General features: G+C 66.3%; 18 protein-coding genes and 1 other RNA gene. 9 read left to right on the top strand and 10 right to left on the bottom strand.

The window, feature by feature from the left end:
* Positions 1 to 17 precede the first annotated feature (17 nt).
* Genes KZC52_RS03630 through dapF form a run of 6 tightly spaced genes read left to right on the top strand, consistent with a single transcriptional unit; the run spans position 18 to position 5052 of the window.
* Positions 18 to 572, top strand: a complete 555-nt coding sequence (locus KZC52_RS03630) for a regulatory protein RecX (protein WP_247622699.1) — start codon at positions 18 to 20, stop codon at positions 570 to 572.
* Between the two features lie 47 nt (positions 573 to 619).
* Positions 620 to 2167 (top strand): tRNA (N6-isopentenyl adenosine(37)-C2)-methylthiotransferase MiaB, encoded by a 1548-nt coding sequence (miaB, locus tag KZC52_RS03625; RefSeq protein ID WP_247622698.1) that lies wholly within the window; start codon positions 620 to 622, stop codon positions 2165 to 2167.
* Entirely contained in the window at positions 2164 to 3102 is a 939-nt protein-coding gene (gene miaA, locus KZC52_RS03620; RefSeq protein WP_247622697.1) for a tRNA (adenosine(37)-N6)-dimethylallyltransferase MiaA, read from the top strand. Before miaB ends, miaA begins: the two co-directional genes overlap by 4 nt.
* Positions 3103 to 3134: 32 nt before the next feature.
* Positions 3135 to 3662, top strand: coding sequence for a dihydrofolate reductase family protein (locus KZC52_RS03615; protein ID WP_247622696.1), 528 nt, complete (start codon positions 3135 to 3137; stop codon positions 3660 to 3662).
* Between the two features lie 48 nt (positions 3663 to 3710).
* Positions 3711 to 4157 carry a GNAT family acetyltransferase gene (locus tag KZC52_RS03610; RefSeq protein ID WP_247622695.1) on the top strand — a complete coding sequence of 149 codons (447 nt, stop codon included), beginning with the start codon at positions 3711 to 3713 and terminating at the stop codon, positions 4155 to 4157.
* A 22-nt stretch (positions 4158 to 4179) separates the two neighbouring features.
* Positions 4180 to 5052, top strand: a complete 873-nt coding sequence (gene dapF, locus KZC52_RS03605; protein ID WP_247622694.1) for a diaminopimelate epimerase — start codon at positions 4180 to 4182, stop codon at positions 5050 to 5052.
* A 43-nt stretch (positions 5053 to 5095) separates the two neighbouring features.
* On the opposite strand, the gene KZC52_RS03600 is transcribed toward dapF, so the two are convergent.
* A complete protein-coding gene (locus tag KZC52_RS03600; protein WP_247622693.1) occupies positions 5096 to 5737 on the bottom strand; it encodes a class I SAM-dependent methyltransferase in 642 nt (213 codons plus the stop codon).
* A 68-nt stretch (positions 5738 to 5805) separates the two neighbouring features.
* On the opposite strand from KZC52_RS03600, the gene hflX reads away from it, so the two are divergent.
* The gene (hflX, locus tag KZC52_RS03595) at positions 5806 to 7311 is read left to right on the top strand and encodes a GTPase HflX (RefSeq protein WP_247622692.1); all 1506 of its coding nucleotides are present in this window, start codon (positions 5806 to 5808) and stop codon (positions 7309 to 7311) included.
* A gap of 15 nt (positions 7312 to 7326) precedes the next feature.
* Here the strand turns inward: hflX and KZC52_RS03590 are convergent, their stop codons facing one another.
* Entirely contained in the window at positions 7327 to 7992 is a 666-nt protein-coding gene (locus KZC52_RS03590) for an SIMPL domain-containing protein (RefSeq protein WP_247622691.1), read from the bottom strand.
* Between the two features lie 163 nt (positions 7993 to 8155).
* Here KZC52_RS03590 and ssrA point away from each other — a divergent pair.
* Positions 8156 to 8525: a transfer-messenger RNA gene (gene ssrA, locus KZC52_RS03585) on the top strand.
* A gap of 82 nt (positions 8526 to 8607) precedes the next feature.
* On the opposite strand, the gene KZC52_RS03580 is transcribed toward ssrA, so the two are convergent.
* Together KZC52_RS03580 and KZC52_RS03575 are read right to left on the bottom strand one after the other, a co-directional pair.
* Positions 8608 to 8754, bottom strand: coding sequence for a hypothetical protein (locus tag KZC52_RS03580; RefSeq protein ID WP_247622690.1), 147 nt, complete (start codon positions 8752 to 8754; stop codon positions 8608 to 8610).
* 45 nt (positions 8755 to 8799) lie between these two features.
* Positions 8800 to 8970: a hypothetical protein gene (locus KZC52_RS03575; protein ID WP_247622689.1), complete on the bottom strand. Its 171-nt coding sequence runs from the start codon at positions 8968 to 8970 to the stop codon at positions 8800 to 8802.
* A gap of 162 nt (positions 8971 to 9132) precedes the next feature.
* On the opposite strand from KZC52_RS03575, the gene KZC52_RS03570 reads away from it, so the two are divergent.
* Positions 9133 to 10212: an ATP-binding protein gene (locus KZC52_RS03570; protein ID WP_247622688.1), complete on the top strand. Its 1080-nt coding sequence runs from the start codon at positions 9133 to 9135 to the stop codon at positions 10210 to 10212.
* A gap of 12 nt (positions 10213 to 10224) precedes the next feature.
* Here the strand turns inward: KZC52_RS03570 and KZC52_RS03565 are convergent, their stop codons facing one another.
* From KZC52_RS03565 to KZC52_RS03540, 6 genes are all read right to left on the bottom strand, one after another.
* A complete protein-coding gene (locus KZC52_RS03565; RefSeq protein ID WP_247622687.1) occupies positions 10225 to 10455 on the bottom strand; it encodes a three-helix bundle dimerization domain-containing protein in 231 nt (76 codons plus the stop codon).
* 45 nt (positions 10456 to 10500) lie between these two features.
* Positions 10501 to 11079: a hypothetical protein gene (locus KZC52_RS03560; protein ID WP_247622686.1), complete on the bottom strand. Its 579-nt coding sequence runs from the start codon at positions 11077 to 11079 to the stop codon at positions 10501 to 10503.
* Between the two features lie 16 nt (positions 11080 to 11095).
* Entirely contained in the window at positions 11096 to 11893 is a 798-nt protein-coding gene (locus KZC52_RS03555) for an inositol monophosphatase family protein (protein ID WP_247622685.1), read from the bottom strand.
* Positions 11894 to 12312: 419 nt separating this feature from the next.
* Positions 12313 to 13410: a DUF4062 domain-containing protein gene (locus tag KZC52_RS03550; RefSeq protein ID WP_247622684.1), complete on the bottom strand. Its 1098-nt coding sequence runs from the start codon at positions 13408 to 13410 to the stop codon at positions 12313 to 12315.
* Between the two features lie 331 nt (positions 13411 to 13741).
* Entirely contained in the window at positions 13742 to 14353 is a 612-nt protein-coding gene (locus KZC52_RS03545) for a hypothetical protein (protein ID WP_247622683.1), read from the bottom strand.
* An 89-nt stretch (positions 14354 to 14442) separates the two neighbouring features.
* Positions 14443 to 15300 carry a hypothetical protein gene (locus KZC52_RS03540; protein ID WP_247622682.1) on the bottom strand — a complete coding sequence of 286 codons (858 nt, stop codon included), beginning with the start codon at positions 15298 to 15300 and terminating at the stop codon, positions 14443 to 14445.
* Positions 15301 to 15315: the final 15 nt, after the last annotated feature.

Genomic DNA, 15315 nt, shown 5'->3' with positions numbered 1-15315 from the left:
CCGCTTCCGTCTCACTCGTGTCGTTCGTCGACGACCGAATTCCCGGCGACGATGCGCTGGACCCGGTCGAGGTTCGAAAAGCGGCCGCAGAGAGTCTGGTGCGCAAGCTCCGTACTCGATCGCTGTCGGTCTCCGAGGCCCGGCAGGTCTTGAGGACTCACGGGCTCGATGGCACACAGATCGACGACGTCATCGACGACTTCCTCCGGCGCCGGTACCTCGACGATCACGAGCTCGCGCAGATGCTCGTGGCCGCGGGGGTCGATCGCAAGGGCCAGGGTCGCGTCGCCATCTCCCGCTCGCTCTCGCAGCGCGGGATCCCGCGCGACGTGATCGCCGCAGCGCTCGACGAACTGCCGGACGACGACGCGGAGCGCGCGCTGGAGTTCGCTCGCACCAAGGCCCGCTCGCTCAGCCGCCTCGACCACGACACCGCTCTCCGGCGTCTGCTCGGACAGCTCGCTCGTCGTGGGTACGGCGGATCCGTCGCGACGAACGCGGCGAAGACGGCGTTGAACGAGGCATCGTTCGGGACGAAGAGCTCTGGCGTGCGCTTCGTCGAGTCGGACTGACGCGTCAGCCCGGAGGAGCCGTCTCCCGCTCGTACAATGGAGAGATCATGACTACTCCGCGCAGTGAACCGACGATCATCACCTCGTCGTCGGCAGCCGTCGACGCCGACGGTCGTCAGAGATCCTACGAAGTACGCACGTTCGGCTGCCAGATGAACGTGCACGATTCCGAGCGTCTCTCCGGCTCACTGGAGAGTGCAGGCTACGTTCGCGCCGCGGCCGGTGACGAAGCCGATGTCGTCATCATCAACACCTGCGCGGTGCGCGACAACGCGGCGGGGAAGCTCTACGGAACACTCGGCCAGCTCGCAGGCGTCAAGCGCCGCAAGGACGGAATGCAGATCGCGGTCGGCGGATGTCTCGCGCAGATGGACAAGCAGACCGTGCTCGACAAGGCTCCGTGGGTCGATGTCGTCTTCGGCACGCACAACATGGGTTCGCTGCCGCGTCTCCTCGAGCGCGCACGCCACAACGGCGATGCCGAACTCGAGATCCTCGAGTCGCTCGAAGTGTTCCCCTCCACGCTCCCCACCAAGCGCGACGCCGCGCACAGCGGCTGGGTGTCGATCTCGGTGGGCTGCAACAACACCTGCACCTTCTGCATCGTGCCGAGCCTGCGCGGCAAGGAGAAGGACCGGCGTCCCGGCGACATCCTCAACGAGATCCGACTGCTCGTCGAGGACGGAGCGATCGAGGTCACCCTCCTCGGACAGAACGTCAACTCCTACGGGGTCGAGTTCGGTGATCGTCAGGCGTTCAGCAAGCTGCTGCGTGCCGCCGGCGAGATCGAAGGGCTCGAGCGCATCCGCTTCACCAGCCCGCATCCCGCCGCGTTCACCGACGATGTGATCGATGCGATGGCCGAGACGCCCAACGTAATGCCGCAGCTGCACATGCCGTTGCAGTCCGGCAGCGACCGCATCCTCAAAGCCATGCGCCGCTCCTACCGCAGTGAGAAGTTCCTCGGCATCCTCGATCGGGTGCGCGATCGGATGCCCGACGCGGCCATCACGACCGACATCATCGTCGGTTTCCCCGGCGAGACCGACGAGGACTTCGAAGACACGATGCGCGTCGTCGAGCTCTCCCGGTTCTCCAGCGCTTTCACGTTCCAGTACTCGATCCGGGAGGGCACCCCTGCCGCGACGATGGAGGATCAGGTTCCCAAGGCCGTCGTGCAGGAGCGCTACGATCGCCTGCTCGCGCTGCAGGAGCGGATCTCGCTCGAGGAGAACCAGAAGCAGGTCGGTCGGTCCGTCGAGGTTCTCGTCTCGACGGGCGAGGGGAAGAAGGACGCCGAGACGCATCGGCTCACCGGACGCGCTCAGGACAACCGTCTCGTGCACTTCGAGGTCACACCGGGCTCCGACCTCCCCCGTCCGGGCGATTTCGTCACCGTGACGATCACCCACGCGGCGCCGTTCCATCTCCTCGCTGATGACCCGACCGGTGCGCCGTTGCAGATCCGCCGCACGCGTGGAGGCGACGCCTGGGATCGCGCGCAGTCCGAGTCGTGCGCCGTCCCCGCTCCGGTGGGCGACGGCGGTCCGCGGGCCGTGTCCCTCGGGCTCCCCACCCTGCGTGTCGGAGTGTGAACGACTCCGCCGATACTGCGCCCGAGGCGGCGCCGCGTCTCTGGGCGGTGGTCGGCGCCACCGGTACGGGCAAGAGCGAACTCGCACTGAACATCGCCGAGGGGCTGAGATCACGCGGGAATCCGGCTGAGATCATCAACGTCGACGCGATGCAGCTGTATCGCGGTATGGACATCGGCACCGCCAAACTTCCTCTCGATGAACGACGCGGAATCCCGCACCATCTCTTCGACGTCCGCGAGGTCGACGAGGAGGCGGCGGTCGCCTGGTACCAGCCCGAGGCGAGGGCCGCGGTCCTCGACGTGCAGAGCCGCGGTGGTGACGCGATCCTCGTCGGCGGCTCGGGACTCTACGTCTCGAGCGTCGTCTTCGACTTCCGGTTCCCGCCTCGTGACGAGTCCGTCCGCGTGCGCCTCGAAGCGGAACTCGCCGAACACGGAGCGGACGCCCTGCTCTCTCGGCTGAAGGTAGCAGACCCTGCGACGGCGGCGCGTATCGATCCGAAGAACTCTCGCCGCATCGTGCGTGCGCTGGAAGTGCTCGAACAGGGAGCCACCACACACGGCGCCGCTCTGCCGACCACGCCGACGCTCTGGCAGCGGAGCACGCGCGTGATCGGTGTGCACGTCGAACGCTCCGCACTCGTCGAACGGCTCGATGCCCGCGTGGAGCGGATGTGGGCCGAGGGGCTTCTCGGAGAGGTGGAGCGGCTCCGCTCTCAGGGACTCGAACGAGGCGTCACTGCCAGCCGCGCGATCGGTTATGCGCAGGCGCTGGGTCAACTGGACGGTCGTCTCGATCAAGCCGAAGCCATCGCCGAAACCCAGGCGCTCACCCGCCGTTACGCGCGGCGACAGGTGTCGTGGTTCAAGAGGTACCCCGCGATCGAATGGGTCGAGCATCCGATCGATGTCGCGGCGCTGATCGCCGACTGACCGATGTCGGTGGCCGCTGGGATCATGACCACATGGCGACCCATTTCTACACGGCCTCGAGCCTCGACGGTTTCATCGCGACGGCGGATCACTCCCTCGAGTGGCTGCTGAGCCAGGACTTCGACCAGGACGGTCCCATGGCCTACCCGGCGTTCGTCGAGGGGATCGGTGCTCTCGCGATGGGCGCATCGACCTACGAGTGGCTGTTGCGCGCGCAGGGCGAGGAACCCTGGCCCTATACGCAGCCCACCTGGGTGTTCACGCATCGAGAGCTCGCTGTTCCCTCCGGTGCCGACGTGCGTTTCGTCCAGGGAGAGGTCAGCGACGCGCACGCGGCGATGCGGCTCGCAGCCGGCGGCGATGACATCTGGGTCGTCGGTGGTGGCGACCTCGCCGGCCAGTTCGCCGACGCCGGTCTGCTCGACGAGGTGTGGATCCAGTTCGCCCCGGTGACGCTCGGGGCTGGGGCGCCCCTGTTTCCCCGCGCCCTGGAGTTCGAGCTGCTCGACGTGGCTCGTAACCGCGGTTTCCTCTGCGGTCACTACCGCGTCGTCGGGTAGCGCCCGCCCCGGATAGGCTCATTCTTCGGCGCGATCCGGGAGGCGTCGATGAACAGGAGCACCATGGCGTGGAACGTGCGGGCATTCGAACAGGCCGACACCGATGCGGTCATCGAGCTGTGGACCGAGGCCGGACTCACCCGGCCCTGGAACGATCCCCGCCTCGACATCGAGCGCAAGCTGCGAGTGCAACCCGAGCTGTTCCTCGTCGCGACGGACCCGGAAGGCGTGACGGTCCTCGGTTCGGTCATGGCCGGGTACGACGGCCATCGCGGATGGCTCTACTACCTCGCCACAGCGGCTTCCCATCGCGGCCACGGCATCGCGCGTGAACTGGTCGCCGAGGCGGAACGGCTGCTGCTGGCTCTCGGATGCCCGAAGGTGCAGCTCATGGTCCGCGAGGGCAACGAAGCGGTGCTGGGCTTCTACGATGCGCTCGGATACGAGCGGTTCGCGGTGGCGAACACCGGCAAGCGGCTCATCGCCGACGCATAGCCGAGATCCCTAGACTGGGAGCATGGTCGCATTCACCAAGGGTCACGGCACGGGCAACGATTTCGTCATCATCGCCGACCCCGACGGTGCTCTCGACCTCACCGCCGATCAGGTCGCGGCACTCTGCGACCGTAACTTCGGTATCGGCGCCGACGGTGTGCTGCGAGTCGTCCGCTCCGCCGCGATCGCCGACGGTGCTGCAGCGCTGGCCGAGGAGCCGGATGCCGAGTGGTTCATGGACTACCGCAACGCCGACGGTTCGATCGCCGAGATGTGCGGCAACGGCATCCGTGTCTTCGCGCACTACCTCCTGTGGGCGGGCCTCGCCGTCATCGAGTCGGGGTCGACGCTCCCGATCGGAACCCGCGCCGGGGTGCGCGACGTCACCCGCAGCGAGAACGGGTACCAGGTCGACCTCGGCCGCTGGCGTCTCGACGGCGACGATCCGCTGGTGACCGCCAGCGGGCTCGCGGTCACCCGACCCGGTCTGGGAATCGACGTGGGAAATCCGCACGTCGTCGTGGCCGTCGCGAGCGAGGCGGAACTGGCTTCTCTCGACCTCCACCGACCTCCGCTCCTCGATCCGCTCCCGCCCGCCGGTGCCAACGTGGAGTTCGTCGTGCCGGGCGAACCCCTGGTGCGCGACGGCATCGGCCATGTGCGCATGCGGGTGTTCGAGCGCGGGGTGGGCGAGACTCTCAGCTGTGGAACGGGCGTGGCCGCCACGGCTCTCGCCGTTCGTCACTGGGCGGGGGAGCAGGCGCCCGACAACTGGCGCGTCGAGGTTCCCGGCGGGACGCTCGGAGTGCGGATGTTCGCCGCCGAGGACGGAGAGCACGTCGCTCTCGCCGGTCCCGCCCAACTCGCCTTCCACGGCGAGATCGAGCTCGCCTGAGCACAGCGCCCCGCCCGCGGGCCGGCGAGCGGTCGCTGACGCCTCAGGCGATCGTGATGGGCTCGGTCGGGGGAGTCCCGTGCTTGCGCACCTTGAGCACCCGGTAGCCCTTGCTGGTCGCGGTGCGATAGACCGTGAAGCCGGGGTGGAACGTCGAACCGATCCAGCGCTGGAGGGAGTCGGCGCCGAGGTTTCGCTGCACGACCAGCCAGGCGTCACTGCGCTCGTCGAGGCGCGGAATCCACTTCTCGAGCAGATCGTGCAGAACGTTCTTGCCCACGCGGATCGGCGGGTTCGAGCGGATCGTCCGGAAGGTCACATCGGCGGGAACATCCTCGGGCAACGACGCGTTGACATTGGTGAGCCCGAGAGACGCCGCATTGCGGCGGACGAGATCGAGGGCACGCTCATTCACATCCACGGCCCAGACCTTCGCGTGGGGCGCGGCGAGTGCCATCGACAGCGTGATGGGACCCCAGCCGCTGCCGAGGTCGAGAAGATTGCCCCCCGGAGGAACGGGAGGCATGTTGGCGAGAAGCACTGACGTACCGGCGTCCAGGCGATCCGGGCTGAAGACACCGCCGGCGGTGGTGAGTTCGAGCTCGCGGCCTGCGAGCGTCACGCGGATCGTTCGCAGGTTCTCAGGACTGGCCGGGGCCGCAGTGAAGTAGTGATCGGACCCCATACGGTGAGCGTACCGGAGAGCGCGGGCTAAGGTTAAGGCTCGAAACGAAAGCAAGAGATCAGGGACGGATGACGGAAACCACCACACAGCACGAAGACGGCGATGCACTCGATCGTGTGCTCGCTCACGCCGAGAGTCGCTCGGAAGTCCGCGTGTTCGGAGCAGCACAGGCGCTGCAGGACCGGTCGACGGCGGCGCACGCCGCATCGGACGGTGACCAGTGGGACCTGGAGGATCGTCATGCGCTTCGTCGCGTCGGCGGCCTCTCGACCGAACTCGAAGACGTCACCGAGGTCGAGTACCGGCAGCTCCGACTCGAGAACGTCGTGCTCGTCGGGGTCTACCCGCAGGGTGCGCAGACCGACGCCGAGAACTCCCTCCGCGAACTCGCGGCCCTTGCCGAGACCGCGGGCGCCGTCGTGCTCGATGGTGTTCTGCAGCGTCGGCCCCACCCTGACGCCGCCACCTACCTCGGTCGCGGAAAGGCCCAGGAACTCAAGGACATCGTGGCCGCTGTCGGCGCGGACACGGTCATCGCCGACACGGAGCTGGCGCCGAGCCAGCGCCGTGCGCTCGAGGACGTCGTGAAGGTCAAGGTCATCGATCGCACGACCGTGATCCTCGACATCTTCAGCCAGCACGCCAAGAGTCGTGAGGGCAAGGCGCAGGTCGAACTCGCCCAGCTCGAGTACCTCCTGCCGCGTCTGCGCGGCTGGGGTGACTCGATGAGCCGCCAGGCGGGTGGACAGGTCGGTGCCGGTGGCGCCGGAATGGGCTCGCGCGGCCCGGGTGAGACGAAGATCGAGCTCGATCGCCGACGCATTCGCACGAAGATGGCGCTTCTGCGTCGTCAGATCCGCGACTTCGGTCCGGCTCGCGAGGCGAAGCGCGCGGAGCGCAAGCGCAACACGATCCCCTCCGTGGCGATCGCCGGGTACACGAACGCCGGCAAGTCGAGCTTGCTCAACGCTCTGACGAGCGCTGGCGTGCTCGTCGAGAACGCGCTGTTCGCGACGCTGGATGCGACCGTCCGCCGCTCCGAGACCGCTGACGGACGCGTGTTCACGCTGACCGACACGGTCGGGTTCGTCCGCAACCTGCCGCATCAGCTCGTCGAGGCTTTCCGCTCGACGCTCGAGGAGGTCGGTGACGCCGACGTCGTGCTCCACGTCGTCGACGGCTCCCACCCCGATCCGGCCGGACAGTTGCAGACCGTTCGCGATGTGATGGGCGACGTCGGGGTGCGCGACATGCCCGAGCTCGTCGTGTTCAACAAGGCCGACCTGATCGATGACGACGAGCGACTCGTGCTGCGCGGTCTCGAGCCGAAGGCGCATTTCGTGTCGTCGCGCTCGGGGGAGGGCATCGCCGAGCTTCGTGCCGCGATCGAGGAGGCTCTCCCGAAGCCGGCCGTCGAGGTGCACGCCGTGGTCCCGTACGATCGGGGCGACCTGGTCGCCGCGATCCACGAGACCGGGATGCTGTTGGCCGTCGACCATCGCGAAGAGGGCACCGCGGTGCACGCTCGGGTGTCGGAGCGGCTCGCCGCCGATCTCGCGCCCTACGCGAGCTGAGGCCGACCGCAGCGGTCAGGAGGCGATGAACCGCCCCTCGACCGTGGCGGAGACGACGATCTCCTCCGGTTCGTACTCCATTCCGGGTGAGGCGTCTGCCATCGCGAAAGCCGCCCCGCGCGCCTTCAGCATGGGTGCCGCGGGCTGCGCCTCGCGATTCGAGATGAGTCCGACATCGGCGATCTCGACGGGCGTGACCGAATCGCGTCCGAGGGCGCCGGCGTAGGCCTCGGCGCGGGTGACGGCGACACCGACGGCCGCGGCGGCGACCTCGCGCTCGATGCGAGCCCGCGTCTCCGGCGTGAGGTGCCAGTTCACCCAGCCGACCTCGACGCCGTCCCAGGCGGAGATGTCGGACACCCAGATCGACAACTCGGATGCTTCGGTGAACGTCGCTGTGAAGTCGATGCTCGCGTAGTACACCGGAGCGAGTCGCTTGCCCTCGTTGTTCCACGGCCTCTCGGCGCGCACCGAGAGGCGCTTGCTCGACCAGTCGACGACTGTCTGAGCGTCGCTGCGCTCGGTGATGCTCACCCGCAGCGGCTCGGCGAGACGCATGACTGTGTCGACGACCGCCGCCCGCTCGGGGCCCTCGGAGCGGACGGTGACGCGGATGGTGGCGCGCTCCGGCGCGACACGCGCCTCGTGCTCGCCGCGGACGGTGACGGTGACATCGCTCATGTGGCCGACTCTACGCCAGGCACCCGACGCGCGGATGACGGCGACTGCTTAGCGCCGGGAATGGCAGGTGCCCAGGATCCGTTGTATCCTGTGAAGCTGGGTGCCACGGCATCCGGATGAAAACTCCACAGTGCGACAGCGGCTCCTTCGAGAGAAGGACCACGGGGCTGATCGGTTTCGACAGCGCCTGTGAATCCACGAGAAGCGGGCCGAGGATGCAGAGTTATCTCGTAAACGCTCTCTGCAAAACAATAGTTGCCGAAACCAAGCGCAACGACTTCGCCCTCGCTGCATAAGCGAGCCCGATAGTCCGTCAGGCCGTATGTGATTCCGATACGGATCCTGGCGTCATCTAGGAATCTTGCTGCGTGGTGGCGTCTGGACGCCACGTGGGACTCTTCCCAGGCTGGGCTCGTCGACTTAGGTGTCTGTGACAAAGGTCGGAGCCGAGCAGAACGTCTTCACAGACTGCGCCCGGAGAAGGCGTGGAGACTCAGCGTTGGACGGGGGTTCGATTCCCCCCAGCTCCACCAGGTCGCTGTCGCGAAGGAGAAGGCCCTCGGGTTCCCACCATGTGTGGGAACCCGAGGGCCTTCTTCGTGGGGGCGACGGCGGTTACTTCTCCGCCGACACGTCGTCACCGTGCGTCGGCGGTACCGTGGGCGGCTCGCCCTTGGCATCTTCTGCGCCGAGGTTGTCGTTCTCCTCGGGTCCCGGGGACTGTTCCGTGCTGATGTCGTTGCGATCGCTGTCTGCGTTCATGGCGTCACCTTCTTTCTCGGTCGGATGGGGGAGTGATGCGGCGCTCTAGAGCGGGATCGTCGGTTCCTGCGGGTTCGGCGCCAACGGCTCCTCCGGGTTCGGCGCGAGCGGTTCGTCCGGAACGGGGGCGAGAGGCTCGCCCGGTGTGGGATCGAGCGGCTCGGGCCTGGTGGGCTGCTCGCCCGGTGCGAGCGGAGTGGAGAACGGGTCGGACATGTGCGCTCCTTCCGCGGCGCGGTCTGCGTCGCTGGTCCTGAGCGAACCACGCACAGCCATCTATGTCTGCTCCCTTGCCCTTTTCACGCGGATGTGATGCCGTGCAGGCCTTCCGCACGAGGGGTCCATGGTGCACTCTGGGAGCGACCGAGAGGGGCAGTCATGGGAGAGTTCGTCATCGGAGCGACGATCGAGGGCGCCGAGCCGGTGCAACTCGACCCGCGACGATTCAATCGGCACACCTTCTGGTGCGGCCAGAGCGGCAGCGGCAAGACGTACGCGCTGGGCGTGGTGCTCGAGCAGTTGCTCCTGCACACGGAGCTCCCCGTGCTCGTCTTCGATCCCAACGCGGATTTCGTGCGGTTGCGTGAGATCCGCCCCGGCACCGATGACGCAGCGGCGCGCCGACTGGGCGATCTCGATGTCCGTGTGTTCCGCTCCGGCCGTGCGGAGGGCGAGCGCCTACGGGTGCGCTACGTGGACCTCTCGCCGGCGGCCAAGGCCGCTGTGCTGCGCATCGATCCGATCGCGGATGCCGAGGAGTACAACGCGCTGCTGCACACGCAGGTGTCGTCCGGGCAGTTCGATTCGGCGGAGATGATCCGCGGCCTCCGCGAGAGCGGGGAGGCGGTGAAGGTGCGACTCGCGAATCGCATGGAGAACCTCCAAGTGCTCGAGTGGGAGCTGTGGTCGCGTGGTGCGGCATCCGTCGTCGACGTGATCAGCGAGCGCCCGAGGGTGACGGTCCTCGACCTCGGAGGCTTCGATCATCCGGCCGAACCCGGCGTCGCCGCCCTGGCCGTTCTGGAGGATCTCTGGGCGCGTCGGGAAGAGCGCCGACCGCTGCTGATCGTGATCGACGAAGCTCATAACCTCTGCGTTCCGGAGCCGACGACGGCTGTGGAACGGGAGTTGACGGCACGCCTCGTGCAGATCGCCGCTGAGGGGCGGAAGTTCGGGCTGTGGCTCTTCCTGTCGACACAGCGCCCCACGAAGATCCACCCGAACGTGCTGTCGCAGTGCGACAACCTCGGGCTGATGCGCGTCAACGCTCCACGCGATCTCGCCGAACTCGCCGAAGTGTTCGGGTTCGCCTCGGAGCACGCCATCCGTCGTGCGCAGACCTTCGCGCAGGGTCAGGCGCTGTTCGCCGGCGGTTTCATCGCCGAGCCGACGTTCGTGCAGATGGGAGCGCGTCTCACCGAGGAGGCGGGCGGCGACGTCCGTGTTCCGATGGCGTGAGCGTCGACGCGCTCAGGAGTCCTCGGGGATCGGCGTCTGCACGGGGATGGCTCCGGTCCGCAGACGCTCGACGGTCTCCTTCTCGACGAGAACCGGCACGTAATCCTGGATGCGCCCGCCGCTGAGGCGTTCGTGCTCCTCGTGGGCGATGTGCTCGATGCTCTCCCGCGGAACGTCGGGGAATCGGGTGGCGATCCGGTCGAGCATCGCGGCGGTGTTCGCTTCGTCGTTGCGTTCGCTCATGGGCCGATTGTCTCCCGGCTGCCCGGCATCCGCAATGGAGTCCCCTCAACCGGCGCCTTCGATGAGGAGGAGGCCCTGCTTGGTGTCGGCGAGCTTCACCCACCCATCGCCGAACAGGTAGGTCATGCCGTACCCGTCGTCATCGGTGCCCATCGCGTACTGCGGATCCTCGGTGATGTACACGCCCTCGGGACCGTCTTCGCGATGCCACCCCGCGGCCAGGAGCGATGTCTGCGCATCGCTCGCCGCGCCCGCGCTCAGCTCGGCCCAACCGTACAGCTGGCCGTGATCGGAGGCGACGGCGTAGTCGCCCCAGAAGCACAGCAGCCCCTCGTCCTCCGGGATGGTGGTGTCGCCGATGACGAAGTCCTTGGTCTCGGCCGTCCACCCCGCCTCGGTCAGGGCCGCGACCGTGCCGGACGAGATCATCGACTCGCACGTGAGCGCTGCGGAGGTGGGTTCAGGGTTCGGCGTCGCGGCCGGCTCGACGCTCGCCTGCGGCGCCGGCGTCGCGGGATCGGTCGTCGGGGTCGGGTCGGTCTCGCCAGGGGCGGAGCACGCCGTCAGAGCGGCGACGAGGAATGCTGCTCCAGCTGTGATGGAAACGATGCGGGGAGGGATCATCGCGGGCCTCGGGAGATCAGGGATGCAGGAAGGTGAGGAAGGCGTCGTGGAGGATGCCGTTGGTGGCGAGTGTCGAGCGCGTCGAGATCGTCTCGGCCCCCGCGTAGTCGGTCATCGTGCCGCCCGCCTCGCGGACGATCGGCACTGCGGCCGCGATGTCGTACTCCTTGACGTCGAACTCGGCGACCATGTCGAGGCGTCCCTCGGCCAGGAGCATGTACGAGAAGACGTCACCGTAGGCGCGGTCGCGCCACACCCGGTCCGCGAGCGCGATGAGAGTGTCGATGCGTCCGGCATCCGCCCACTGCGCGATGCTCTGGAAGCTGACACTGGCGTCGTCGAGCGACGAGACGGAGGAGACGTGCAGTCGGCGCGGCTCGTTCTCCGTCGCCGTCCAGGCACCCTCCTCGGGGGAGGCCCACCAGCGTCGGCCGAGCGCGGGCATGCTGACGACGCCGACCTGCGGAACGCCGTCGACCGCGAGGGCGATCATCGTGCCCCAGAGCGGCACACCGCGCAGGAAGTTGGCGGTGCCGTCGATCGGATCGATGATCCACTGGCGGTGAGTGTCGCCTTCGGCGCCGAACTCCTCGCCGAAGATGCCGTCCTCCGGGCGCTCGGTCGCGAGGATGTCACGGATCGCGCGTTCGGTCGCGAGGTCGGCATCGGTGACGTGGGAGTTGTCGGCCTTGGTCGAGATCTGCAGATCGGCGGCGTCGAACCGGGGGAGCGACTGCGCATCGGCCGCGTCGGCCAGACGCAGGGCGAGTTCGAGATCGCTGCGGAAGTCGGATGCGCGGGGAATGGCGGTCACGCCACCAGCGTAGTCGCCCGTTCCGAGGGTCTCGATCGGGCATGACCGTGCGGTGACGCGGCCGAGAAGATGTGCCCGAGAAGCAGAAAAGCCCCGAAGACTGGCGAGAGTCGACGAGGCTGATCCGTGCACCCCCTGGGACTTGAACCGAGAACCCACTGATTATGAGTGCTTGGGGCTGAGTCCCCGTCATCGCCCGGCGTCCCCGGAAAGCCCCGAAACACGCGGATCGCCGGACACCGACCGGGGATGTCCGGGAACGTTCGGAAGTAGCGGCGGCGCTATTTTCGCGCTGATCCGCCCTCCCGGAGCCGTCCGCCTGCGAGCGCCCATCTGCCACGCGAGAATGCCCGGACCCTCCCCGCCCCCAGGGAATCCGGGGGTTCGGGCCTTGCGGCTCAGGTGCATCGCCGACGAACTCAGGTGACGGATGGGGCCGTGTCCGAAGTTTCGTCGGCTTCAAGAGGCGGTGCGCCAGTTCTTCCCGCGGCTTCGGTGCGACGCTTGGCGCGGAGTCCGACTAGATACTCGTCGCCTGCCGGAGTCAGCTTCCAGTAGATCGACTTGTCGGAGGGAGGACGTTTCTTCTCACCGATCATGATCGCGCCCAGCGCTCGAAGCTGAACGATGATCGCGCCCCATGTGCTGTCGGTGATTTCTGCTGATCCCCGACTCAGTTCTGGCCACTCATCGAGCCGTTGAGTGTCATTGAACATGTGCGAGTCCCACCGGGACCGCAGTTCCGGCTCTGGTGCCTCGTCAATCATGAACGGGCCAAGGGTCTCGATCACTTCGTCCCATGTGTAGGTCAACTCCGCCGTCGAGTCATAGCGACCGGTGTAGTCGAACCCCTTCAATCGGAACTCGAAGGTTATCTCATCCTCTCCGTGCTCATAGCTCGCGTTCAACTTGGTCGGCTTCGTCCGTGAAGCCGCTTGCTCTTCCGCTTTCTCCCGTTTCGCTTCAGCAAGCGCGGCTTTTAGCTCTGCGATCTGTGTGCGCACTTCAGGCGTCATTGCCTGGTCGCCGCGGACCCAGCCTGGTTGCGGATTTCGCCTGATTGCCCGGTTCAGCCCACGAGAAACAACGGAGCCGAGTTCGGCGGGGGACGCGTACTTCTTGACCATGCGGGACATGACTTTGGTTCGGAACGCCTCGAGCCGCGCCCGTGCCTCTTCTCCCAACTCCGACTTACCACGCGGAATATCGTCGGGATTAGCATGAACGAATCCGAGCACTGGTAGTCCAGCGGAGACAGCGTAGTCGTACTCCATCTCGGTGTAGCTGATCCCATCGGCAGACACCGAACCGTAGCGCCCTCCGACGATGACGACGTAGTAGTCGCATTCATCGATGACCTCTTTAATGAGTGTCCACTGGTCTTCATCAGCCGCCGGAAACATTTCCATGCCCGCGGGCAGGCAGTCCATTTCTAGCAGCGCCTGCATAACCTCTTGGCGCTCGGCGACGAGGTCAACATAGGTCGAGCTCACGAACACCTGATACTTGCGTTCCACAGGAAGCCCCTATCTGCGCGGAGCAACATCTAGCGTTTGGTCGCGCGCGACCTCATCGCTTCAAGCCCTCGCTCGCGGAGCTTTGGCTCGTCGGCGCCCGCTGGCACGATCTCCGCCACTACTACGCCACGGTCATGATCTCCATGATCGGTAACGGTGCCCAGTGCACGCTCTACGAGGTCAGCCGCTGGATGGGCACACGCGAGCTATCAGACCAGGTCGACGTCTATGGCCGTCTTCTAGAAGCCAAGCCGAACGTAGACGTACTGGACGTCATTATGGCCGTGGCTGCAGGGGATTCGGGCGCCATCCTTCCGCTTAGACGAGTTGTCTAGCGCCGGGGTGGTCGAGGCGGCAACGGATAGCGCCATGTTTGCTCTTCGCCGTCACCAGCATTGCGCCACTGCACAGTGATCGTCGAATCACGAGTGCCCATCGTCCGCACAGCCATGAACTGGATCGCCTCGCCGGGCTTCAACTCCCCGGAACGCTGCCATTCGCCGCGCTGGAGTAGCGTCTCATCGGCGGATAGCTGGACATCGAGGGCGCTCGCCTCGCCAACGTTTTCGAGCAGATACGTATCGCCCTGGAAGTGAGTCAGGGACCAGCTGACTTTCGTCGGCGCAGGCGCGCCGGGTAGTAGATGAAGATCGCCCAGGTTGATCCCGTCAGTCGCGAGCTTGTCCAGAGCATCCGCAATCCGCGTCATCGTGTCGATACTGAGTCGGCTGGCCGCCTCAGAGCGCTCGGATGCGGCTTGGCTAGCAGTGTCGGCTCGCTCGGCCCTGTCTGCTTCACTCTTAGCTAGCTTGAGGTCATTCTTCTGCCCGCTGCGTGCGATCCAGATGGACGCGATGATACCGCCGAGGGTCACGAGCGCAATGGTGGCTTGAATCCAGACATCTGCGATCGAAACCGCGACGACCGCGTCGTTTACATCCATGTGCATATGCTCATACTGCCGTAGCGCACCAAGGTCCGCTTAGCTGAGCAGAGCCAAGAGGCGGTCGCGCCGCGTTTCGCCGGGACTATCTAGGGGCGACGGGTCACAGCCCCGGTGGAGAACAAATTCACGAGCGTGACGGCAATTGATACAGCGGCTTCCGCAGCCGCCTGTGTCGACAGGACGTAGTTCGGCGTACCCGGATGGCGGTCGCTGTGCCCTGACCACAGAGCCTGCATCATCCCGAGGATCACCGCTTGGCTCGGATTCTGTTTGTGCTCTTTCACGAACGGCAGCTTCCAGTCGCCGTGTGCCCGCATCTGTCCCATCGCCTTGCCGAGCGTCGCTGTATCGTCTCCGGGCGCGACGGCCGGAAGGACAACCGCTTCGACAGCTTCGATGGACTTACGGTAGCCTAGATCAGGTTGCTGATTGATGCCGTAGACCGCATGCCACGCCTCCGACAGCAACCGCCCCGCGTCGCCGGGCGTCGCCATCGCACTGTCTGCAGCGTCTTGGACGCCTTGTGGTACGCGTCGTTCAAGCCCGGCGAAACCGCTTCGTACACCGACCTTCCACACGGAGCCGCCAGCGTCCAGTACCTCTTCCAAATCGGAGCTGTCGTACTCCTCTGAGAGAAGGTTGTCGAGAATGACCCAGTCCATGATTCGGAGGATTTCATCCTCGTCAAGGAGCTGAAACACTGAATCTGGTCCGTGGGACAGGTTGTCGGCATGTGCTTGCCGTCTCGAACGAAGATCGTACTTCCGCATTCGAGCTATTGCCTTGGGGCCTTGATGGCCGAAGCTGTCGAACTCCGTCCTGAACCAGTCGCGCAGCGCACCCTTCATGTACTGCGGAATGCCTTCGCGGCGAGCGTGGTAACTCTCGGCGTCCTCGCCTAACGGAGTCCAGTCAGCCCATGGATCATTGTTCTGCTCAGCCATGTCTACAGTCTCACT

The organism is Microbacterium galbinum, from assembly GCF_023091225.1.
In the GTDB taxonomy this organism is placed as follows: domain Bacteria; phylum Actinomycetota; class Actinomycetes; order Actinomycetales; family Microbacteriaceae; genus Microbacterium; species Microbacterium galbinum.
This window is presented reverse-complemented; position numbering and strand designations above follow the sequence as displayed.